At 63.7% G+C, this 22,867-nt stretch carries 19 protein-coding genes and 1 tRNA gene; 7 read left to right on the forward strand and 13 right to left on the reverse strand.

The window, feature by feature from the left end; all coding sequences use genetic code 11:
• Nucleotides 1-186: 186 nt before the first annotated feature.
• Entirely contained in the window at nt 187-2,658 is a 2,472-nt protein-coding gene (gene gyrB, locus LB557_RS15725; protein WP_140615003.1) for a DNA topoisomerase (ATP-hydrolyzing) subunit B, read from the reverse strand.
• A gap of 495 nt (nt 2,659-3,153) precedes the next feature.
• Nucleotides 3,154-3,723: an NADPH-dependent FMN reductase gene (locus LB557_RS15730; RefSeq protein ID WP_140615001.1), complete on the reverse strand. Its 570-nt coding sequence runs from the start codon at nt 3,721-3,723 to the stop codon at nt 3,154-3,156.
• A gap of 212 nt (nt 3,724-3,935) precedes the next feature.
• On the opposite strand from LB557_RS15730, the gene LB557_RS15735 reads away from it, so the two are divergent.
• Nucleotides 3,936-5,309, forward strand: coding sequence for a cytochrome P450 (locus LB557_RS15735; protein WP_140614999.1), 1,374 nt, complete (start codon nt 3,936-3,938; stop codon nt 5,307-5,309).
• Nucleotides 5,310-5,322: 13 nt separating this feature from the next.
• On the opposite strand, the gene LB557_RS15740 is transcribed toward LB557_RS15735, so the two are convergent.
• The 7 genes from LB557_RS15740 to LB557_RS15770 all read right to left on the reverse strand — a co-directional run bounded on the left by LB557_RS15740 (nt 5,323) and on the right by LB557_RS15770 (nt 11,551).
• Entirely contained in the window at nt 5,323-6,300 is a 978-nt protein-coding gene (locus tag LB557_RS15740; RefSeq protein WP_140614997.1) for a complex I NDUFA9 subunit family protein, read from the reverse strand.
• A gap of 268 nt (nt 6,301-6,568) precedes the next feature.
• Entirely contained in the window at nt 6,569-6,850 is a 282-nt protein-coding gene (locus LB557_RS15745) for a hypothetical protein (RefSeq protein ID WP_015314270.1), read from the reverse strand.
• 244 nt (nt 6,851-7,094) lie between these two features.
• Entirely contained in the window at nt 7,095-8,096 is a 1,002-nt protein-coding gene (locus LB557_RS15750) for an Ldh family oxidoreductase (protein WP_140821639.1), read from the reverse strand.
• Nucleotides 8,097-8,202: 106 nt separating this feature from the next.
• Complete coding sequence (locus LB557_RS15755; protein ID WP_015314268.1) at nt 8,203-9,012, reverse strand: ABC transporter permease; 810 nt, start codon at nt 9,010-9,012, stop codon at nt 8,203-8,205.
• Complete coding sequence (locus LB557_RS15760; protein WP_041163582.1) at nt 9,012-9,677, reverse strand: ABC transporter permease; 666 nt, start codon at nt 9,675-9,677, stop codon at nt 9,012-9,014. Before LB557_RS15760 ends, LB557_RS15755 begins: the two co-directional genes overlap by 1 nt.
• Before the next feature lie 205 nt (nt 9,678-9,882).
• Nucleotides 9,883-10,680 (reverse strand): transporter substrate-binding domain-containing protein, encoded by a 798-nt coding sequence (locus LB557_RS15765; protein WP_015314266.1) that lies wholly within the window; start codon nt 10,678-10,680, stop codon nt 9,883-9,885.
• 55 nt (nt 10,681-10,735) lie between these two features.
• A complete protein-coding gene (locus tag LB557_RS15770) occupies nt 10,736-11,551 on the reverse strand; it encodes an ABC transporter ATP-binding protein (RefSeq protein WP_015314265.1) in 816 nt (271 codons plus the stop codon).
• A gap of 213 nt (nt 11,552-11,764) precedes the next feature.
• Here LB557_RS15770 and LB557_RS15775 point away from each other — a divergent pair, with 213 nt between their 5' ends.
• The 4 genes from LB557_RS15775 to LB557_RS15790 all read left to right on the forward strand — a co-directional run bounded on the left by LB557_RS15775 (nt 11,765) and on the right by LB557_RS15790 (nt 15,878).
• Entirely contained in the window at nt 11,765-12,637 is an 873-nt protein-coding gene (locus LB557_RS15775; RefSeq protein ID WP_140875721.1) for a dimethylarginine dimethylaminohydrolase family protein, read from the forward strand.
• Entirely contained in the window at nt 12,607-13,278 is a 672-nt protein-coding gene (locus LB557_RS15780; protein ID WP_140875719.1) for a TetR family transcriptional regulator C-terminal domain-containing protein, read from the forward strand. The genes LB557_RS15775 and LB557_RS15780 overlap by 31 nt, the downstream gene beginning before the upstream one ends.
• A 79-nt stretch (nt 13,279-13,357) precedes the next feature.
• Nucleotides 13,358-14,938, forward strand: a complete 1,581-nt coding sequence (locus tag LB557_RS15785; protein ID WP_224641563.1) for a 5-guanidino-2-oxopentanoate decarboxylase — start codon at nt 13,358-13,360, stop codon at nt 14,936-14,938.
• Nucleotides 14,939-15,170: 232 nt separating this feature from the next.
• Nucleotides 15,171-15,878 (forward strand): SDR family NAD(P)-dependent oxidoreductase, encoded by a 708-nt coding sequence (locus tag LB557_RS15790; protein WP_140614983.1) that lies wholly within the window; start codon nt 15,171-15,173, stop codon nt 15,876-15,878.
• On the opposite strand, the gene LB557_RS15795 is transcribed toward LB557_RS15790, so the two are convergent.
• The 4 genes from LB557_RS15795 to aroA all read right to left on the reverse strand — a co-directional run bounded on the left by LB557_RS15795 (nt 15,863) and on the right by aroA (nt 21,925).
• Complete coding sequence (locus tag LB557_RS15795; RefSeq protein WP_224641565.1) at nt 15,863-17,731, reverse strand: hypothetical protein; 1,869 nt, start codon at nt 17,729-17,731, stop codon at nt 15,863-15,865. The two genes, LB557_RS15790 and LB557_RS15795, sit on opposite strands and share 16 nt — an antisense overlap.
• 131 nt (nt 17,732-17,862) lie before the next feature.
• Nucleotides 17,863-19,560 carry a 30S ribosomal protein S1 gene (gene rpsA, locus LB557_RS15800; protein ID WP_015314259.1) on the reverse strand — a complete coding sequence of 566 codons (1,698 nt, stop codon included), beginning with the start codon at nt 19,558-19,560 and terminating at the stop codon, nt 17,863-17,865.
• A gap of 206 nt (nt 19,561-19,766) precedes the next feature.
• The gene (cmk, locus tag LB557_RS15805; protein WP_041163245.1) at nt 19,767-20,417 is read right to left on the reverse strand and encodes a (d)CMP kinase; all 651 of its coding nucleotides are present in this window, start codon (nt 20,415-20,417) and stop codon (nt 19,767-19,769) included.
• 149 nt (nt 20,418-20,566) lie between these two features.
• Nucleotides 20,567-21,925 (reverse strand): 3-phosphoshikimate 1-carboxyvinyltransferase, encoded by a 1,359-nt coding sequence (gene aroA, locus LB557_RS15810; protein WP_224641567.1) that lies wholly within the window; start codon nt 21,923-21,925, stop codon nt 20,567-20,569.
• A gap of 206 nt (nt 21,926-22,131) precedes the next feature.
• Here aroA and LB557_RS15815 point away from each other — a divergent pair, with 206 nt between their 5' ends.
• Both LB557_RS15815 and LB557_RS15820 read left to right on the forward strand, forming a co-directional pair.
• On the forward strand, nt 22,132-22,521 hold the full coding sequence (locus tag LB557_RS15815; protein WP_015314256.1) for a TIGR02300 family protein: 390 nt from the start codon (nt 22,132-22,134) through the stop codon (nt 22,519-22,521).
• A 173-nt stretch (nt 22,522-22,694) separates the two neighbouring features.
• Nucleotides 22,695-22,770, forward strand: a tRNA-Ala gene (locus LB557_RS15820).
• The last annotated feature ends 97 nt before the right edge of the window (nt 22,771-22,867 follow it).

Here is a 22,867-nt window from a genome sequence, read left to right on the forward strand (position 1 = left end):
GAGGATGATGATCGGAATCGGAATGCCGAGCAACCAGAGTAGAATGCCGCGTCCCATGAAAAGCCTCCTGCAAGAAATTGTGATGGACACTGTCACAATGTCTTCGAAGGCCTTCTGTTCCGGCGCATCCTCATTATTGGCGCGGGCACGAGCTATGCCAATCTGTCAAAAAGGCTGTGCGAAACCTCAAATATCCAGGTTGGCGACCGACAGTGCGTTGTCCTGGATGAACTCGCGCCGAGGCTCCACCTCGTCACCCATCAGCCGCGAGAACAGGCTGTCGGCATCGGTCGCATCGTTGACCTTGACCTGCAGCAGCGAACGCACGTTCGGGTCAAGCGTGGTTTCCCAGAGCTGCTCGGCATTCATTTCGCCGAGACCCTTGTAGCGCTGCATGGTCAGCCCCTTGCGGCCGGTCGCAAAGACCGCGTTGAGCAGCGCCAGCGGTCCCGAGACTGTTTCGGACACCTCCTTGCGGCGCAGCACCGGCGGCGCCCCGTAGACTTCGCTGAGGCGCTGCGCGTAGCGATCGAGCTGGCGTGCGTCGGCGGAATTGATCAACGCCATGTCGAGATGGGCGTATTCCTTGACGCTGCGCACGGTGCGTTCGAAGACATAGCCGCCGATGCCCTCGTTCGAGGTCGACATGCGGCCGGTCCAGCCGCGCTCGGTGTCCTCGGCAATGATGTCAAGGCGTTGCGCGATCCGCTCCGCCATCGCGTTGGCGCGGCCAAGATCGGCGAAGATTTCGGGATTGAGCCCGCCGGCGATCGCAGCCTGCTCGACGACGTCGCGGTTATAGCGCGTGTGCAAACCGTTGATGAGCTGGCGCACGGCAAGCGCATCGGCGACGGCGCCGTGCAGATCCTGTCCGGTCCGCACTTCCCCTGAGCCGAGCGTAAGGGACGCTTCCTCCAACCCCGAATCGATCAGGAATTCTTCGAAGGCGCTCTCATTCTTGATGTATTGCGAGCTCTTGCCGCGCGTCACCTTATAGAGCGGCGGCTGGGCGATGTAGAGGTGGCCGCGCTCGATCAGCTCCGGCATCTGCCGGAAGAAGAAAGTGAGCAGCAAGGTCCTGATATGGGCGCCGTCGACGTCCGCGTCGGTCATCAGGATGATCTTGTGGTAGCGCAGCTTGTCGGCGTTGAATTCGTCCTTGCCGATCGAGGTGCCGAGCGCGGTGATCAGCGTGCCGATCATGTCGGACGAGAGCATGCGGTCGAAGCGGGCCCGCTCGACATTGAGGATCTTGCCGCGCAGGGGAAGGATTGCCTGGTTTTGGCGCGAACGGCCGCCCTTGGCGGAGCCGCCGGCCGAGTCACCCTCGACGATGAAGATTTCGGACTTCGCCGGGTCGCGTTCCTGGCAATCGGCCAGCTTGCCGGGCAGCGAGGTGACGCCGAGCGAGGTCTTGCGGGTGATGTCACGAGCCTTGCGCGCCGCTTCACGCGCCGCCGCGGCCTGGATCACCTTGTCGACGACCACCTTGCCCTCGGTCGGATGCTCTTCGAGCCACGTGCCGAGCGCTTCGTTGACCAGTCCCTCGACCACGGGACGAACCTCCGACGAGACCAGCTTGTCCTTGGTCTGCGACGAGAATTTCGGATCGGGAACCTTAACCGACAGCACCGCCGTCAGGCCCTCGCGGCAATCGTCGCCGATCAGCGAGACCTTTTCCTTCTTGGTCAGCCCCGAAGATTCGCCATAGCCGGTGATCTGGCGGGTCAGTGCGCCGCGAAAACCGGCCAGATGGGTGCCGCCATCGCGCTGCGGGATGTTGTTGGTGAAGGCTAGCACATTCTCGTGGTAACTGTCGTTCCACCACATCGCCACTTCCACAGTGATGCCGTCACGCTCGGCCCTGATGGAGATGGGCTTCCCGATCAGCGGTTTCTTGACCCGGTCGAGATATTTAACGAACTCTTCCAGGCCGCCATCATAGTGCAGTTCGTGCTTCACGACGTCGGCATGACGTGCGTCTGTCAGAACGATGCGCACGCCGGAGTTCAGGAAGGCGAGTTCGCGCAGCCGGTGCTCCAGCGTGCCGAAATCGAATTCGACCATGGTAAAGGTCTCGGACGACGGAAAGAAGGTGACCTCGGTGCCGCTGCGGCCCTCATTGGTGCCTGGGCGCTTGTCCTGCTCGTAGCTGCCGATCGCCTTCAGCGGCGCATCGGCATTGCCGTGGGTAAAGCTCATCTCGAAGACCTGGCCGTTGCGGCGGATCTTGAGCTTCAGCCAGGCCGACAGCGCGTTGACCACCGAGACGCCGACGCCATGCAGACCGCCAGACACCTTATAGGAGTTCTGGTCGAACTTTCCGCCGGCATGCAGCTGCGTCATGATCACTTCGGCCGCCGAAATGCCTTCGCTGGGGTGAATGTCGGTTGGAATGCCACGGCCATTGTCGATAACCGTCACCGAACCGTCGGGATTGAGCGTCACCGAAACCAGGTCGGCATGGCCGGCCAGCGCCTCGTCGATGGCGTTGTCGACCACTTCGTAGACCATGTGATGCAGGCCCGAGCCGTCATCGGTATCGCCGATATACATGCCCGGCCGCTTGCGGACGGCGTCCAACCCCTTCAAAACCTTGATGGAATCGGCGCCGTATTCGGCTTCAGCGCCGTTTGTGTTCTCGGTCTGGTCGCTCATGAAAACCTGTTGTCTAGATGCCGCTTTTACAGCGCGAAAAATCGGCCCCGAATCGCGCTTCTGGTATGGGGTAGATATAGGCGCTAAAGGCGGTTTTTCCAAGGTTTGCAGGCATTTCCGGCGCGAATGCCGAGCCGGCAGCCGGCTATTTTTTTCGGGCGTTGAATTTAGCCAGGAGGCCGCGCAAATATTTGACCGTGGATTTGTCCCTGGGCGCCAGCCGGCCCGTCTGGTCGAGCTCCAGCGAAACCAAGTTTCCTCAGCGCCGCTTCCATCGCTTCGCCGCCTTGGGCGGGGTTGGCAATTGGCCGGACCAGCCGGTAGTCGTCATTGGCCATGACCAATGGCCACGTGCCGCTCGGCCGCCGCGATAGCGGTGGTCGCAAGCATCAGCAGCATGGCAACAGCAAACGCAGTCGAACCGCCCCCGGCTCAGTCGTTTGCCGACCATTCCACCTCTTTATGGCGCAAGCAAGCCGCGCTGAGGCGGCTCTCTCAGGCGGCGCGCATCGGTTTCAACGCCTCGCTCCAGCGCAACAGTTCGTCCAGCATGGTCCTGGTCCCGCCCCGCACTTGCTCGCTGGCATCGAAGGCGCCGTTCTCGTCGAGCAGTTTCTGGTACAGCGGCAGCGCGACACCTTCCGGGATAGGCATGATCCCGACCGAGGTCAGCAGCGGCTTCAGCGCCTGCGCCGCGCGCAGGCCGCCGGAGACACCGCCATAGCTGAAGATCGCAGCGGGCTTGTATTTCCATTCGCGGGCGAGATAGTCGATCGCGTTGATGATCGCGGGTGCGGCGAAGTAATTGTATTCCGGCGCCACGAACACGAAGGCGTCAGCGGCATCCATCGCCTTCGACCAGGCCTTGGTGTGGTCGTTCTGATAATTGCCGAGCCTTGGATGATGTGGTTCATCCAGGACCGGCAGGTTGAACGCGGCTATGTCGGTCAGCACTGGCTCGAATTTTCCGTATTCGCGCACGAACGTCTCCAGCCATTCGGCGAAAACCGGGCCAGCGCGGCCGGGCCGCGTGCTCCCGATGATGATGTTCAACTGGTGCTTCAAGGCAGGCTCCTTTGTCGGGGGGTATCCGTCGGTGACTGCCACTACGGCAGAGCGTTCCAACGGGCAAGGTTGGACCCGTGACGGAATGGTCACGATCGGATGAACAGACTGTCCGCCCTGGCGTTCCCGCCGTCATCGGTCCGGTTTGCCGTTCGGTCACATGGACGCCGGAGGTGCCAGCCACTACATTGATAGGAACAGCGGAGCACTTCATGGACACGCAGCCCGCCCCATTCGTTCCTCCCGCCCCGAAGCCGCGCACTTCGCCGCCTTCGACGCTGGAAATGATCCGCATCGTCTATCGCAACCCGCTCGAACTCTGGGGCGAGCCGACCTACAACGAACCCTGGATTTCTGCCAAGGGCGCTGGTGGGCCGCTGGTCATCGCCAATGATCCGGGCCTGATCCGCCATGTGCTGGTCGACAACGCCAAGAACTACAAGATGGCGACGGTGCGCCAGAAGATACTGAGGCCGATCCTGCGCGACGGCCTGCTGACGGCCGAGGGCGAGGTGTGGAAGCGGTCGCGCAAGGCAATGGCGCCGGTGTTCACGCCACGCCACATTTTCGGCTTCGCCCAGCCGATGCTGAAACGGACGCTGGAGTTTGTCACCCGTTACGAGGCCGGCGGCACGTCCGATATCGCCCATGACATGACGCTGCTCACCTATGACATCCTGGCCGAGACGCTGTTTTCCGGCGAGATCGCGGGCGAGCCCGGCAGTTTCGCCAACGAGATCGACCGCCTGTTCGAAACCATGGGCCGCGTGGATCCGCTCGACCTGCTGCGGGCACCCGACTGGCTGCCGCGGCTGACCCGTATCCGCGGCCGCAAGACCATGGCCTATTTCCGCAAGATCGTGACCGACACGGTCAAGATGCGCGAAGAGAAGTTCAGGCGCGACCCCGATGCCGTGCCGCAGGATTTCCTGACGCTGCTGCTCAAGGCCGAAGGCCCCGACGGACTGACGCGCCCGGAAGTCGAGGACAACATCATCACCTTCATCGGCGCCGGCCACGAGACCACGGCGCGCGCGCTCGGCTGGACGCTCTATTGCCTGGCCGAATCGCCCTGGGAGCGCGACCCGGTCGAACAGGAGATCGACCGGGTGCTGGCGCGCGAGCCCGATCCGGCGAAGTGGCTCGACGCCATGCCGCTGACACGCGCCGCTTTCGACGAGGCGCTTCGGCTCTACCCGCCGGCGCCATCGATCAATCGCGAGCCGATCGTTCCGGAAATGTGGAAGGATCTTTATATCCCCAAGCACGCCGCCGTGCTGGTGATGCCATGGGTCGTTCACCGCCACAGGAAGCTGTGGGACCGGCCCGACGCCTTCCTGCCCGAACGCTTCCATCCGGGAAACCGTGAAAAGATCGACCGCTTCCAATATCTGCCCTTCGGCGCCGGCCCGCGCGTCTGCATCGGCGCCAGCTTCGCCATGCAGGAGGCGATCATCGCGCTCGCCATCCTCTTGTCACGCTTCCGCTTCGACGCGACCGCTGAAACAAAACCCTGGCCGGTGCAGAAATTGACCACGCAGCCGCAAGGCGGTCTGCCGATGCGGGTCACGCCTCGCCCTCGCTGAGGGCCGACGCTTCTTATACCGCGGGCTTACGCTGCTGGAACTGGCCGGCGGCGCGGAAGCGCCAGAGGTAGCTCGGCAGGATGGTCGCGATCGATTGCGGCTGGATGCCGAGTCCCGCCAGTGTCCGGTTGGCCTTGGCGGCTTCGTCCGAAACGATGTTGTGCTCGCGCAACTGCATCACCTGGTCCTTGGTCAGCAGCGGATTGGGCAACAGGCCGAGGATCGAGGCCTGGATGTTTGCCATCCACCACGGCACCGGCACCAGCAGGCGCTTGCGCTCGATCACCGTGAGCAGTTCCTGCATGCACTCCTTGAAGGTTAGCACGTTGGGGCCGCCGAGCTCGTAAACCCGGCCGCCATCGATCTTGCCGTCGACCGAACGCGCGACAGCCTCCGCCACGTCACCGACATAGACCGGCTGGAACTTGGTCTGGCCGCCGCCGATCAGCGGCAGCACCGGCGAATAACGCGCCATATTCGCGAACCGGTTGAAGAAGCTGTCCTCCGGCCCGAAATTGATCGACGGCCGCAAGATCACGGCATCGGCGATCGTCTCCAGCACGGCCTTTTCACCGAGCGCCTTGGTACGTGCATAATCCGATTCGGAATCCGGATCGGCGCCGAGCGCCGAAATATGGGTGAGCCCGGCGCCGACGGAGCGCGCCGCCTCGGCGACGGCGCGAGCACCGAATTCGTGCACGGCGGAGAATTTCTGCCGGCCGCTCTCATGCAGGATGGCGACGAGATTGACGACATGGTCGGCACCTTGCACGGCGCGGTCGACCGACCAGCGCACGCGCACATTGGCCTGCACCGGCTGGATCTGGCCGACATTGCCGAGCGGCTGCAAATGGCCGGCAAGGTCGGGCCGCCGGCAGGCGACCCTGATGCGATAGCCGCGCTTGGCTAGCGCCCGCACGACATGACGGCCGACAAAGCCTGACCCGCCAAAGACGACGACGAGCTTTGGGGTCTGCAGGATTTCGGTCATGGCGGGCTCCGGCGCGCGTTCCAGATGGCTTGGCTGAGCCGTTTCATAGTCCGTTTTGCGCCAAAGGCAAAGGGTGACGCGTCGTCGCGTCATCCCTGTTTTTTGCGCGATTCCAAGAAAAAGCAAGGCCCGGTATTCCTGCGACAAGCGCATCGATCATGTCTTGGCCCTGCGAGCGACAGAAGCAGGAAACCCCGCCGAAGCGGGGTTTCCCGGATGACATCCACGAGGTGTCAGGGGCCGACGAGCGGCCTGACCTGAGACGGTATCAGGAGGGCGTAAAGCAAGTACGCCCACCCCAGCCCTGAACATCCGACATGGTGCCACCAACCTTCTTGCATGCGGCGACGAAATCGGCGCTGCAGTTGGCGAATTTCGCATGGCCGTTCTTGCAGTAGTGGTCCTCGGTGGCGCCGCCACCCGGCGCGGTAATGACGCCCGGGTTGGCCGGCTTGACCGGTGCGGCCTTCAAATTGGCAGCCTGCGTGGCGCCCATGAAGGAACCGAGCAGGAGGACGGCGGTCAGCATGGTGGTCTTGGTGTTGGTCATGATGATTTCCTTTGATTTGAGGTTGGGTTTCCGGGACGCGAAGGGCGATGCCTTTCACGCGAAGCAGACTTTCGATTTTGATTTTGCTGTTCCCCGGTCTGGATCGGGCAAGCTCATCTTGCCCTGGACAAACGTTGGTCGCCCGGGCGCTCAAAAAGGTTCAGGACGCGCGCGAAAAAAAACGCGCACAACCGCGCGTCAGGCGGGGCGGCCAAGTAATCGTCTGCAAAGAAAGGAGAAGAAATCAGGCCGAGTAGCGTTCGGCGAATTCGGAGATGCGCTGGATCACTGCCTTGGGCGCGGTGATGCCGCGCGCCTGCGCCTTTTCGGCCGCTTCGACGCGGGCGCGGCCTGGCACATGAACGCCGAAGCGCCGCCGCAGCCGGTCAAGCTGGTCTTTCATGCGCTGCTCGAAACCCGGGTCGAGCAGCTTGGGCTCGACGGCAAGCACGAACAGGCCGGTCCCGGGGCTGTCCGGGCCGCCGCTGAACCATGGCGCGTCGAGTGACCAGTTGGCGCCCGACAGGCCGGCCGCCAGCACTTCGACCATCAGCGCGATGTTGGCGCCGCGCTGGCCGCCGAAGGCGAGCATGGCGCCCTTCATGGCCGCCGCCGGATCGGTGGTCGGGTTGCCGCTGGCGTCCAGCGCCCAGCCTTCGGGGATCTTCTTGCCGTCCTCGGCGGCCTTGCGGATGTTGACAAAGGCGGTGGCGCTCGACGACTGGTCGATGACCAGCGGCGCGCCGTCGGCGGCGGGGGCGGCGAAAGACATCGGGTTGGTGCAAAAGACCGGCTTGACCGAGCCTGAGCCGGCCAGGACGGCCGGACCATTGGTTGCGGCGAAGGACACCAGCCCCTGCGCGGCCAGCCGGCCGGTGAAGTAGCCGAGCGCCCCGCAGGTGTAGGCGTTCTTCTGCGAGAAGATGGCGACGCCGAACAGTCTTGCCGCCTTGGCGAGGTCGTCGATGGTGCGGTCGAAGCCGGTATGCGCCAGCCCGCCGCGTGCGTCCGAGAGATAGACGGCCAGCGCCGGCCGGGTGATCACAGGATCGGCATTGCCGTCGATGCGTCCGGCCTCGAGCGCTTCGAGGTAGTCGATGAAATGTGTGAGCCCGACGGCTGCAAGTCCCTCTGCCTCGGCCGCGATGATCGAGGCGGTGAGCGATTGCGCTGCTTCCTCGTTGGCGCCGGCGCCAAGTGCCGCCATCCGGCACAGCCCTTTTGCCTGGTCGAGACTGAGTTGCATGGCGATTGCCCTTAGTGAGTAGTGAGTAGGGGTTGTTGAGTGGTGAGTTGTGGAGTGCGCGGCAGCCACTTCCTACTTACCAATCCCTACCACCACTCACTTGAACCTAACCGATCTTGACCGGGATTCGTGCCTCGATCCGGCTGAAGGCGAAGACCAGAATGCCGGTGATCGCCATATAGATCAACGCCAGGAGCAGCAAGGGCTCGTAGGTGAGATAGGTGTCCTGCCGCACCTTGGACGAGACGGCGAAGATGTCGATCACGCTGATGGTTGCCACCAGCGGTGTCGATTTCAGCTGCAGCACGGTCTCGCCGGTCAGCGTCGGCAGCGCCCGGTAGAAGGCTTGCGGCAGCCAGATGCGGCGGAAGATCTTCCATCGGCTCATGCCGAAGGCGCGGGCGGCTTCCAGCTGCCCCTTGGGCACGCCGGCAAAGGCGCCGCGCATCACTTCGCCCTCGTAGCCGGCGAAGGACAAGGTCAGCGCCAGCACGCCGTACGGCCAGGCCTGCCTGAGATAGGGCCACATCCAGGATTCGCGGATCCATGGATATTGCGGGAAAAGCGAGCCCAGCCCGTAATAGAGCAGCCATAGCTGCAGAAGCAGCGGCGTGCCGCGGATGATGGTGCAGAAGACTTTCGCAGGTGCCGCGACCCAGATCGAGCCGGCCGCCTGCGCCAGCCCGACGGGCACGGCGATCATGAAGCCGAGCGTACAGGTGACGGCCAGGATCCACAGGGCACGCCAGATGCCCATCAGGCCCATTTCCCAATATTGCGGCAGCCAGTCCCAGCGCATGAAGAAGGCGGCCGACGCCACCAGCCCCAGCGCGATCAGGATCAGCACGATGCGATGCGGCTGCAGCCAGAGCGATGCGCGCGCCGCCGTGTCGATGATGACCGTTTCGCTGGTCATCAACGTGCCTCCTTGATCGAAGGCATGCCGCGCCGCGCCCATTTCTCCGCGCGGCCAAGCAGGAGGTTCGAAACCAGCGTCACGCAGAGATAGAGCACGCCGGCGGCGAGGAAGAAAACCAGATAGGCCTTGGTGACACCCGCCGCCTGTCGTGTCGCCAGCGTCAGTTCGAAGAAGCCGACGACAGCCAGCAGCGCGGTGTCCTTGGTGGCGATCAACCACAGATTGGCGAGGCCCGGAATGGCGAAAGGCAGCATCGCCGGCAGCGTGATGCGCCGCAACAGAAGGCCGGGAGACATGCCGAAGGCGCGGGCGGCTTCGATCTGGCCCTGCGGGATGGCGAGGATCGCGCCGCGGATGACTTCCGTCGAATAGGCGCCCTGGACGAAGCCGAGCACGGCGATGCCGGCCACCAGCCCGCTGATGTCGACACGCTGGTAACCCATCGCCGTCAGCACCTGGTTTATCAGGTCGGTGCCGGCATAGTAGAGCAGCAGGATCAGCACCAGTTCCGGCACGGCGCGCACCACGGTGGTGTAGACCGCGAACAGGTCGCGCACCACGGGTCCGCCGTAAAGCTTGCCATAGGCACCGCAGGTTCCAATCAGCAGGCCGACGATGGTCGCGCCGACGGCGATCTCTAGCGAATGCAGGAGCCCGAGCAAGAGCGTCCCGCCCCAGCCGACGGGAGCCGGCGAGAGCAGTTCGACGATGCCGGCCGCGGAGGCCGGAAGAAAGGATTCGATCAGCTTCGCCCCCGGATTGCTGGTTCTATCCGCCGGCACCAGCAGCCGGCGGCAAGCATGCGTGGACAGGCCGGCTGGAGGACGAGGGCGTCAGCGCCCTGTCCCCCAGCCGATACGAGGGTCGTCAGTTCGACTGCGTGGCGCCGCCGTAAATGTCGAAATCGAAGTATTTCTTCGAGATCTCGTCATATTTGCCGTTGGCGCGGATCGCCTTGATGCCGGCGTTGATCTTCTCTTTCAGGGCGGTGTCTTCCTTGCGCACGCCGGCGCCGACGCCCGGTCCGAGCACCTCGTCGTCAGGGGCCACCATGCCCTTGAGATCGCAGCAGGCCTTGCCCTGGTCGGTCTTGAGGAACTCCTTGAGCGCGATGGAATCGGCCTGCACCGCGTCGAGGCGGCCCGCGGCGAGGTCGTTGTTGGCTTCGTCCTGCGTCTGGTATTCCTTGATCTCGGATGCGGTGGGGCCGAAATGCTTCTTGGCGTAGACGGCATGCACCGTCGACACCTGGACGCCGAGGACCTTGCCCTTGAGATCGTCGGGCGTGGCGCCGAACTTCTGGTCCTTGGGGCCGATGATCGCGGTCGGGGTGTTATAGTACTTGTCGGAGAAGTCGATGGTCTTCTTGCGTTCGTCGGTGATCGACATCGACGAGACAATGAGGTCGATCTTCTTGGTAGTCAGTGCCGGGATGATGCCGTCCCAGGCGACAGGGGTGATGACGCAGTCGAGCTTCTCTTCGGCGCAGACGGCGTCGATGAAGTCGATCTCCCAGCCGACCCATTTGCCCGAAGCATCTGGCGAGGTGAAGGGCGCGTAGGGTTCGGCGGCGACGCCGATCTTGACCGGATCGGCCTTGGCCACGCCCATGGCGGCGACGCCGAGCAGCAGCGCTGTGGCGAATGTCTTCAGAACAGTCTTCATTTCAGAACTCCCAGTTTGTTGTTGGTTCCCGGTTTTCTTCCGTCCCGGCCTGTCCCTAGCCGATGTTGCGGATGAACTGCTTTAGCCTTTCGGACTTGGGCGCGCCGAAGATCTGCTCCGGCGGGCCTTCCTCCTCGACCAACCCGTTGTAGAGGTAGACGACGTGGGTCGCGACCTCGCGGGCGAATTTCATTTCGTGGGTGACCAGCACCATGGTGCGGCCTTCACGCGCCAGATCGCCAATCACCTTCAGCACTTCGCCGACCAGTTCGGGATCGAGCGCCGAGGTCGGTTCGTCGAACAGCATGACGCGCGGATTGATGGCCAAGGCGCGAGCGATCGCGGCGCGCTGCTGCTGGCCGCCGGAGAGATAGGCCGGATAGACGTCGCGCTTCTCGGCCAGACCGACGCGCACCAGCAGCTTTTCGGCCTGGGCGACAGCCTGGTCGCGCTTGACGCCCAGCACATGAACGGGAACCTCGATGACGTTTTCGATCAGCGTCATATGGCTCCACAGGTTGAAGTTCTGGAACACCATGCCGAGCTTGGAGCGGATGCGTTCGATCTGCCTGCGGTCGGCCGGAATGGTATGGCCATGGCTGTCCGCCTTGAGCTTGATCTCCTCGCCATTGACCCGGATGATGCCGCTGGTCGGGTTTTCCAGGCAGTTGATGCAGCGCAGCAGCGTCGATTTGCCTGAGCCCGAGCCGCCGATGATGGCGATGACCTCGCCGTCGCGCGCCGACAGCGATACGCCCTTCAGCACATGCAGTTGACCGAATTTCTTGTGCAGGTTCTCGACATGGATGGCTTCTGCGGCGCCGTCCTGCGCCTCGCCGGATGGGACTTTGGCAGCTGCCACAGCGCTCACCAAATGACCTCCATATCGCCGCCGGCGGTTCGTCGAACGTCTATCCGGCTAATCAACATACGCTGTACTGCCTCGCTCCAGACCTCAAGCATGGACCCAACAGAGCGAGCCCGTCAATCCCGCTCATTACGGCACTTGCGGCCTTGTTGTGCAAGTGTATAAATAACCTCTCATGAAATTTTCTCGGTTTTTTTCAGCTTAAAAAGGGCATCGATGAGCGCTTTCGGATCTCAGTCCATGGCGGCGCCGCTACGGCGCGTGCTGATGCGGTCGGCGGCCAACGCCATGCGCGACGCCGACCGGGCTGCCTGGCACTATGGTCCGGGATTCAACGCGGCGAAAGCGGCCTCGCAGCACGCAGCCCTGGCTGAACTGGTGGCGGCTTCCGGCGCCGAGATCGAATGGATCGAGGACAAGGCCGACGGACTTTCGGATTCGGTGTTCACGCACGACCCTTCGCTGATGACCGACCGCGGTGCGCTGATCCTGTCCATGGGCAAGCCGCTGCGCGCCAGGGAGCCTTCGCTGCATGAAGAAACCTACAGAAGGCTGGGCATTCCGATCCTTGGTCGCGTCGAGGCTCCTGGCCAGGTCGAAGGTGGCGACTGTGTATGGGTGGATGCCCGCACGCTGGCGATCGGGCGCGGTGTCCGTTCCAACCAGGAAGGCATCCAGCAGGTTTCCAACCTGCTGTCGCCGCTGGGGATTTCCGTCTACGGCTTTGATCTGCCGCTGTGGCAGGGCGAAGAGGCGTGCCTGCATCTGATGTCGGTTATCAGCCCGCTGGCCGACGACCTGGCGCTGGTCTATTCGCCGCTTTTACCGGCCCCTTTCTATCAGACGCTGAAGGCACGCGGCATCCGGCTGGTCGAAGGCGACGCCGAGGAGTTCGCGGCTTCCAACGGCCTCAGCCTCAACGTACTGCCGACCAGCCCGCTCAAGGTCATTGCCGTCGCGGGCTTTCCCAGGACCAAGGCCGCCATGGAAGCCGCCGGATGCACGGTTGAAATCTTCGAGGCGGACGCGCTCTGCATCGCCTGCGAAGGCGGGCCGACATGCCTGACGCGACCGATCCTGCGCCAATGAATGGGCGCCGTAAGTTCCGTCGCGAGGGCGAGGAGCGGCGGCGGCAGGATCTGATCGAGGCGACTCTGGACAGCGTGGCGGAATATGGCCTTCAAGGCGCCAGCCTGCGCACCATCGCATTGCGTGCCGGCGTCACCGCCGGGCTGATCCGGCATTATTTCCCGGGCAAGGAAGAATTGTTGCAGGAAGCCTATACGGCGCTGGTCGACCGCATGACCGAGCAGGCGAAGGCGGCATTGGTCATGGATGATGCCTCGCCGCGCCAGCGTCTTGCGGCTTTCATCACCGCCAATCTCAATGCGCCGATCATCGACGCGCGGGTGTTTTCGCTCTGGGCAACCTTCATCGGCCGCGCCAGTGCGGATCCCGCCCTGGCCCGTGCCCACCGCGAAGGCTACCTTGGCTTTCGCAACGAGGTGGAAGCAGTTGTGGCCGACGTGCTCGCCGCAGAACAGCACAAGCCGGACGCAACCCAGTTGCGCCACCATGCCATCGCGATCAACGCGATCATCGACGGGCTCTGGATCGAAGGCTGCCTGGCCGGCGAGATGTTTTCGCCCGGTGAATTGGCGGCCATAGGAATCAAGGCCGTGGAGACCGAGCTCGGCCTCGCGCCGCTGGAGCAATTCCTGGAAAAGTGAGAAGCGGGTTTCCCGGGAAAAGCGCGCAGCGCTTCCCCTTGGGAATTGCGTAGAAACAAAGAGATAGGGGAGAAAACCAATGACCACTGTGGGCGAAGCGCTCATTTCGCTGCTCGAGGCGCATGGCGTCGACACCGTGTTCGGCATTCCCGGCGTCCACACGGTCGAACTCTATCGCGGTCTTGCGCGCTCGAAGATTCGCCACATCACGCCGCGCCACGAACAGGGCGCCGGCTTCATGGCCGACGGCTATGCGCGCGCCGGCGGCAGGCCGGGCGTCGCCTTCGTCATCACCGGGCCGGGGCTGACCAACACCATCACCGCCATGGGCCAGGCGCGCGCCGATTCGGTGCCGATGCTGGTGATCTCCGGGGTCAACGCCACCGACACGCTCGGCAGGGGGCTCGGCTTCCTGCACGAATTGCCCGATCAGCGCGGCATGATGGAGAAGGTAGCGCTGTTGTCGCTACGCGTGACCGGGGCCAGCGAATTGCCCGGTGCGCTGGCGCGGGCTTTCGCCCTGTTTTCCTCGTCTCGGCCCGGCCCTGTGCATATAGAGATCCCGACCGATATCATGGTCAAGCCGGCGGACGGATTCTCGGCAGCCTTGAGCAATGCCGGGCCGCCGGCGCCAGAGCGTGCCGCCATTGCCAGGGCTGCCGAACTCATCGCCACCGCACGCCGCCCGCTCATCCTTGCAGGCGGCGGCGCCAAGAAAGCCGATGCGGCGCTGCGGCGCCTTGCCGAAAGGCTGGGCGCGCCGGTTGTCGAGACCACCAACGCGCGCGGTCTCATGCATGGCCATCCGCTTTGCGTGCCGGCAAGCCCAAGCCTCAAGGCGGTTCGCGCGCTGATGGCCGGGGCCGATCTGGTGATCGCCGCCGGTACCGAATTCGGCCCGACCGACTATGACGGCTATGGCGACGGCGGCTTCGTACTGCCTTCGAACCTGATCCGTATCGACATCGGCGCCGACCAGCTTGCGCGGCGTCCGGTGACGGTCGCCATCCAGGCCGATTGCGCCGAGGCGATCGAGGCGCTGCTTGCGGCGATCGATCCCGCCCACAGCGCTGGCGAAGATGGCCATGGCCGCGCCGCGGCGGCGCGAAAGGCCGCTTTTGCCGAGTTGAGTCCGGCCTATGCGGCGCAGGTGCGTGCCGTGGAAATGATCCGCGACGCTTTGCCCGGTGCCATCATCGTTGGCGACTCGACCCAGCCGATTTACGCCGCCAACCTCTATTACGACCACGACCGGCCCGGCGGCTGGTTCAATGCCGCGACCGGCTTTGGCGCGCTTGGCTACGGTCCGCCGGCGGCGATTGGTGCGGCACTTGCCGTGCCCGATGCGCCGGTTGTCTGCCTGACCGGCGACGGGGGCTTCCAGTTCACCTTGCCGGAGATAGCGGCGGCGCTCGATTCTGGAGCGCCCGTCATCTTCGTGGTCTGGAACAACAGAGGCTATCGCGAGATCGAGACCTCGATGCTCGATGTCGGCGTGGAACCTGTCGGCGTGTCGCCGGCGCCGCCGGATTTCTGCAAGCTTGCCGAAGCCTATGGCATTGGTGCCGAAAGGCTGGCCGATATCGACGCCTTGCCACAGGCGCTCAGGCACGCCCGGGCAACGGGGCTGCCGCGCGTCATCGAAGTCACGGTCGTCTGAAACATCCGGGCCGTCCTTGCCGACAGGAAGCGGACCATTTGCCGGCTTGGTTTTTGCAAGACCTGATCCGCTTCCGGGCGGCTTCGTTATTCGGCGATGCCCTGACGCATGCAAAGACGTGACGGCTGCCATGTCGAGATATCGGTTGAGTGATCGACTGAAAGGGGCGACGCTTCGCGTCGGCGCGGCAAACCAACGACAAAAGTCATAAAAATGACAGGAGCGGTCCAGGATGACGGAAACACTTGAAGGCAGGCACATCGTTGTGACCGGCGGAACCGGCGCGCTCGGTGGGGCGGTGGTCGGCAGACTGCTGGAACAGGGCGCGATCTGCCACGTGCCGAACGCGCATGCCGCGGCACCTCAGCACTTCCCCTTCACCACGCACGACAATGTCAAACTGGCGCACAATGTCGATCTCTCGGACCCCGCCAAGGTCGAGGCGTTCTACAGCCAGGTCCCTGCCTTGTGGGGATCGATCCATCTGGCCGGCGGCTTTGCCATGGCGCCGGTGGAGAAGATCGAATCGGCGTCCTTTGCCGAGATGATGGACACCAACGCCCGCACCGCCTTCCTGTGCAGCCGCGCCGCCATCCGCTCGATGCTGGCGTCGGATACTGCCGGTCGCATCGTCAATGTCACGGCACGCGCCGGGCTCGACCCGCGCCGCGGCGCCGGCATGGTCGCCTATACGGCCAGCAAGGCGGCGGTCGCTGCCATGACGGTGGCGATGGCGGAAGAATTGAAGGCCCAGGGCATCCTGGTCAACGCGGTGGCCCCATCGACGCTCGACACGCCGGCGAACCGCGCCGACATGCCGGATGCCGATTTCACCAAATGGGTCAGCCTCGAAGCAGCAGCCGAGGCAATCGCCTATCTCGCCTCGCCGGCCAATCAGGCAATGAGCGGAACGCTGGTGCCGCTCTACGGCAGGGCCTGAGCGGAGAGCGTCGAAGCCGGGCAGCCGGCGTCGGATCCATCGGCGTTGCGGTAGCTGTAGATACGCAGCGGCGATGAAGCGTCCGTGGGACACTCCCTCAACCAAGCCGGCGGCTTGCCTTCCATCAGGGCCGCCGCGAAAGGGTAGGCGGCTTCGAGAGCTGGCGACGGCGCGCCTCGCCAGGCACAGATCGCGACATGTGTCGCCTTCGACGCGTCGAGAATCGCACGCGGGTCGGCGGTCATGGGGTCGAGAAAGCGGTAGCTCCGTTCGATGCCCTTGGCCGAAGGGTGGTTTGGGATCGTCACCACCTTGGGGCCGTCGGCCAGCGCGACGAAATGCGATCCGATGAGCGGTGGCGAAAAGACGATGGCGCCCGACGGCCAACCCCGTTGCGCTCCGAAATGATCAAGGTCGCAACTGTCGGCGAATTCAGCGGCGGGTATCGCCGCTTGGGAGGGTCTGACCGCCAGATGGTACAGCGCCATGGCCACGGACAAAACCAGACCGGGCAGGATCAATGCGTATTTGCGCGATGGCGCCGGCACGGGAGATTTCAAGTAGCGCCGCAGCCCCGAACCTTGCGGCAGCAGGCTCTCCAGCACGAAGATCAGGCCGATGCCGGAGAAAATCGGGAGATAGCGGAAGTAGCGGAGATAGTCGATCGCCAGCACCAATCCGAGCAGCGAAAACAGAGCCAGTATGACCAGAGGCCGGCTGCGGCCATGCGACCCGGTGCAGATGACGACCGGCGCGAGCGCGCCGACGAACAGCAGCAACATGCTGGGAAAGCCTGACGACAGAACGAAATCGGGGCGCCGAAACAGGCTCAATTCCTGAAGAATTCTGTTGAGCATGTTGTCGCGGACATAGGCGTCCATCGACGCGTAAGGGCCGTCCAGGCATTGCGGAAACAGTTTCACCAGCGCCACCAGGCTGATGGCGGCGAACACCAGCAGAAGCGCGGCCCGCATTGCCCAGCCGCCACGGGTGCCGACAAGCCGAGGTACGACGGCGAATGAGAGCCCGGCGGCGGTCAGCGCCAGCAAATGCGGCGCGGAATAGGTATCGCATTTGACCGCGGCATAAGCCGAGGGCGCGACGGTAGCGGCGAACAGGCCGATCGCGCCGATCGCCAGGGCCACTCCAAAGCCGGTGATCCCTGTCGCACTCTCGTCGCGGCCGGCGATCCAGTCGAAGGCGTAGACGGCCATCACCAGGGCGAAGAACGGTGCGAACTCGGCGCTGATCGCGATTGCCAGGGCTGTCAGCAAGCCGTTGACGAAGGGCGAAAGGCGATTCCGCGACAGCAACAGGACCAGGGCGGCAAGCAGAAGCAATATCTGCAGATTGTGATAGTCGATCCGCCCCGGCGCGTATTCGAAGAAGGTGCGCGCGGCGAAGATCAAGGCCAACGGCAATGCAATGGCCGGACAGGCAAAGCCCATCGCGACAATCAGCCGGTTGTAGAAGTAGAGCGCGGGTACAAACAGGAGCAGCGGCACGACAAAGCTTGCTGCCATCAGCGCCGGCTCGAAGCCGGCGAACGGCGCGAGCAGCCACGCAAATGCGGCATAGGGCAGGTCCACGATCCATGGCCAGTGCGAGATGTAGGGCTCGGGCTGGGCAATGCCGGGCATTGTCCGGTCGAAGATATTCCCGGTCTCGAGCAAGGTGCGGATCTCGTGTATTTTGAGAAGGTCGTCCGCATCGGCATTGAGCCGGAAGCCCAGGGACCAGAGGACGATCATCACCGTCACCATGCCGCAGAAGCAGAAAAGGGCCGGTGCGCTCATATAAAGACGCGGCAGCCACGAAGATTGCGCTGCGGCCCTGTCGTGGTCATTGCTCATGGAAGGCTTCCCCGGGACGACTGCCAAATACGCGAGGAAGTTTATCTTGCCGTAAAGAAAGACCCCGCCGGATCGCTCCGGCGGGGTCTTTGTTCAAGCCGCACGAAAATCGTGCGGCAAGCGGTGAATCCTTAGTTGCCCTGCTTCTTCAGCGCGGCACCCAGGATGTCGCCCAGCGAAGCGCCGGAGTCGGTCGAGCCGTACTGTGCGACGGCTTCCTTCTCTTCGGCGATTTCCAGCGCCTTGATCGAGACCTGCAGCTTGCGGGTCTTCTTGTCGAAGGCGATGACGCGGGCGTCGACCTTCTGGCCGACGGTGAAGCGCTCGGGGCGCTGCTCGTCGCGATCGCGGCTGAGGTCGGAGCGCTTGATGAAGGTCTCGATGCCGCTGTCGACCAGCCGCACTTCCAGACCGCCATCCTTGACGCCGATGACTTCGCAGGTAACGACGGCGTTCTTGCGCAGTTCGCCTGACGTGGCGGCTTCGCCGACCGTGTCCTTGGCCAGCTGCTTGATGCCGAGCGAGATGCGCTCCTTGTCGATGTCGACGTCGAGCACCTGCGCCTTGACCATGTCGCCGCGATTGTACTCTTCGATGACCTGCTCGCCCGGACGGGTCCAGTCGAGGTCGGACAGGTGCACCATGCCGTCCACGTCGCCTTCGAGGCCGATGAACAGGCCGAACTCGGTCTTGTTCTTGACCTCGCCCTCGACCTGGCTGCCAACCGGATGGCTCGAGGCGAAAGCCTGCCACGGGTTCTCGAGCGTCTGCTTGAGGCCGAGCGAGATGCGGCGCTTGGCCGGATCGACTTCGAGCACCACCACGTCGACTTCCTGCGTTGTCGACAGGATCTTGCCGGGATGCACGTTCTTCTTGGTCCACGACATTTCCGAAACGTGGATAAGGCCCTCGATGCCCGGCTCCAGCTCGACGAACGCGCCGTAGTCGGTGATGTTGGTGACGGTGCCCTTGATCTTCTTGCCGATCGGGAACTTGGTGCCGATCTCGGACCACGGATCGCTCTCGAGCTGCTTCATGCCGAGCGAGATGCGGTGGGTTTCCTGGTTGATGCGGATGATCTGCACCTTGACCGTCTGACCAATGTTGAGGATTTCGGTCGGATGGTTGACGCGGCGCCATGCCATGTCGGTGACATGCAGCAGGCCGTCGATGCCGCCGAGGTCGACGAACGCACCGTAATCGGTGATGTTCTTGACGACGCCTTCGACAACCTGGCCTTCCTCGAGGTTCTGCACGATTTCCGAACGCTGTTCGGCGCGGCTCTCCTCAAGCACGGTACGGCGCGACACGACGATGTTGCCGCGGCGGCGATCCATCTTGAGGATCTCGAAGGGCTGCGGGTTGTGCATCAGCGGGGAGACGTCGCGGATCGGGCGAATATCGACCTGGCTGCGCGGCAGGAAGGCCACGGCGCCGTCGAGGTCGACGGTGAAGCCGCCCTTGACCTGGTTGAAGATGACGCCTTCGACGCGCTCGCCCTTGGTGAACTTCTCTTCGAGCTTGACCCAGCTCTCCTCGCGGCGTGCCTTGTCGCGCGATAGCACGGCCTCGCCCAGCGCATTTTCGATGCGCTCGACCATGACTTCGACGGTGTCGCCGACCTTGAGCGTCGAGTCCTTGCCCTTTACGCCGAATTCCTTCAGCGGCACACGGCCTTCGACCTTGAGGCCGACATCGATGATGGCCATGTCTTTTTCGATCGCCAGAATCGTGCCCTTGACGACTTGGCCTTCGCCGGAATGACCGGTGGTAAATGATTCTTCGAGCAGGCTCGCGAAATCATCGCGAGTGGGATTTGCAGCAGACATTGTTTCTCCTGGAGTACCCCGCATTTTTCGCGGGGCGGGCGCCGTGGGCTAGCGTTGCGTTGGCCTGCCGGCGTTCCGGGCTGCAAAAGCCCTGGGCCGCTTTTCAAGCGGCAATTCCGGCGCATGAAGAATGCTGGCAGGCTGGTTCGTGCCCGATATGGGTATTTTCTTCGCCTCCGGCAACCGGAAGCAGCATGAAACCCGGATCAGGCCTTGTTTCTCTGGGCCAGCACGTCGTCGATGACGGACATGGCCGCGAGAAACGCGGCTTCTATAGCCATTTCGCTGGTATCAAGCAAGTGCGCGTCGGCCGCCGGCTTCAGCGGCGAGTCCGCCCGGCCCATGTCGCGCTCGTCGCGACGCTGGATATCGGCAAGGATTTCGGCGAAATCGGCGGTGCCGCCGATGCTTTCGATCTCGGCCAGCCTGCGCTTCGCGCGCACCTCGGCACTTGCCGTCACATAGAGTTTTATGTCGGCGTCGGGGCACACGACCGTGCCGATGTCGCGCCCGTCCAGCACCGCGCCCGGCGGCGTCCTTGCGAAGTCGCGCTGCTTTTCGACCAGGATGCGCCGCACCGTAGGGAAAACCGCGACCTTCGAGGCGGCCTCCCCAACCGCATGCGCCGACAGCACCGCGCGGTCGAGCTTTGCCAGATCGACCTGGCGGGCGGCGGTTTCTGCCGCCGAGACATTGTCGAGCGGTAGGCCCAGCCGCAGCAGCGCATGGGCGACAGCGCGATAGGTCAGGCCGGTGTCGAGCAGGTTGAGGCGGTAGTGATCGGCGAGACGGCGGGCGAGCGTGCCTTTGCCCGCGCCGGCCGGTCCGTCGATGGCGATGGTGAAGGGGTGGGTCATTGGCATGCAGACGCCTTACGCATGGAAGCAGGCCCCCGCGACTTCGTCATCCTGGGGTCTGCGCCGCGTCGCTGCGCTCCTTGCTTCGCCCCAGGATGACGAAGCACGGGATGTCGCCAGCCAATCCCCAAGGTTTGCGATTGCCACTATCACTCGATTTCCGCGCCCAGCCCCGTCATCAGTTCCATGAACTCCGGAAAGCTCGTCGCGATCATCGCCTGGTCGTCGATGGTGACAGGCTTTTCCGTTGCCAATCCCATCACCAGAAAGCTCATGGCGATGCGGTGGTCGAGATGGGTCTGCACCGTCGTATCCCGGCCGTTGGGGTGGCCGCCCAATCCCCTGCCGCCTGGTTTGCCGCGCACGGCAAGCGAAGCTTCGCCCTCGGTGCAGTCGACGCCGTTGAGCTTCAGCCCGTTGGCGACCGCCGACAGCCGGTCGGATTCCTTCACCCGAAGTTCCTCCAGCCCCTGCATCAGCGTCTCGCCCTCGGCGAAGCTGGCGGCAACGGCCAGCACCGGGTATTCGTCGATCATCGACGGCGCCCGCTCGGGCGGCACGGCGACGCCTTTCAGCTCGGAGTAACGAACGCGCAGGTCCGCGACATCCTCGCCGCCGGCATTGCGCGGGTTCAAGATGTCGATCTGACCGCCCATTTCCTGCAGCGTGAGAAGCAACCCGGTGCGGGTCGGGTTCATCAGCACGTTTTCGATGACAATGTCGGAACCCGGCACGATCAGCGCCGCCACCAGCGGGAAGCCGGCCGAGGACGGGTCACCCGGCACGGCGATGGTCTGGCCGGTCAGCTTGCCCTGGCCTTCGATGAAGATGTGGCGCACGCCGCGTTCGTCGGTCTCGACCGACAGGTTGGCGCCAAAGCCCTTGAGCATCTTTTCCGTGTGGTCGCGCGTCATGACAGGTTCGATGACGGTGGTGATGCCGGGCGTGTTCAACCCGGCCAGCAGCACCGCCGACTTCACCTGCGCCGAGGCCATCGGCACGCGGTAGGTGATCGGGGCCGCGTGCTTCGGCCCATGCAACGTGATCGGCATGCGGTCGCCGGGCGTGGCTTTGAGCACCTGCACGCCCATCTGACGCAGCGGTTCGAGCACGCGACCCATCGGCCGGCCCGACAGCGAAGCATCGCCGATAAAAGTCGTCTCCATGTCGTAGGTGCCGACAAGGCCCATGGTCAGCCGCGAGCCGGTGCCGGCATTGCCGAAATCGAGCGGACCTTCTGGCTGCAGCAGCGCGCCGTTGCCGGTGCCGCGGATCACCCACTCGGTGCCGCGCTTTTCTATATGCGCGCCCATCGCCTTCATGGCCTCGCCCGTGCGCATCACATCCTCGCCCTCGAGCAGGCCGGTGATGCGGGTTTCGCCAGAGGCGAGCCCGCCGAACATGAAGGAGCGGTGCGAGATCGACTTGTCGCCCGGCACGCGGGCCGTGCCGGAAAGGGCTGGTGACTTGCGGGCGGTGGCCGGCTTGGCAGCGGCGGCGTGAGACATGGAATTTCCCTGGACGGATTGCCGGCGTGCCGGCGCTTTTCATTTGTTGCGGCGGTCTCGTATCACGGCGAGGCGAAATGGTCATCCCCATGCTCGCCACTTGGCGCGAGGCCTTTCAGTGCTTGGTTTTGCGACGCCGGCTTTTCGCTTTGACAGCGCTGCAAACTGTGGTTAAGGGGACCACTCTTTTATCGACGAGGCTTGCCGTGGCAAAAACCGAACTTGGCACAAAACGCATCGACCCGGAAACGGGCCGGAAATTCTACGACCTGAACAAGGACCCGATCGTCTCGCCCTATACGGGCAAGACCTATCCGCGTTCCTATTTCGAGGAAGGCAAGATCGCCGCCGTCGAGGAGGAAGAGGAAGTGGCCGAGAAGGAAGTGGACGCCGAGGAGGAAGAGGGCGTCGAGGTCGTCTCGCTCGAAGAGGCGGAAGACGACGCCAAGAGCGACGATCTTCCCGATCTCGGTGACGACGAGGATGACGTCGACCTCGGCGACGACGAGGATGACACCTTCCTTGCCGACGAAGAGGAAGAAGACGACGACGTTTCCGACATGATCGGCGTCGGCGACGACGACGACGAAGTCTGACAAAGGCTTCGAACGTAAGCGTTTGCCGGCTTTCACGCCCTGTGAAGAAAAAGCCGCCGATGAAGGCTTGATATCTGGGAATGGCGGGGTTAGAAGCCGCCTGCACTAACGGCGCGGTCTTCCAACCCGCGCCGATCTCTCGCCGGAAACGGCGCCGGCTGACTGCCGGGAGTGGGGCCATAGCTCAGTTGGGAGAGCGCTTGAATGGCATTCAAGAGGTCGTCGGTTCGATCCCGATTGGCTCCACCAGTTACCTTCCAGGGTTTCGGCGGGACATCTCCGCCCTGTTCAACCATTGGCGATCCCTGATTTGCGCGATCACGGAACGTCAGCGCCGAACTCGACG

The organism is Mesorhizobium sp. BR115XR7A (genome assembly GCF_020165315.1).
Classification (GTDB): domain Bacteria; phylum Pseudomonadota; class Alphaproteobacteria; order Rhizobiales; family Rhizobiaceae; genus Mesorhizobium; species Mesorhizobium australicum.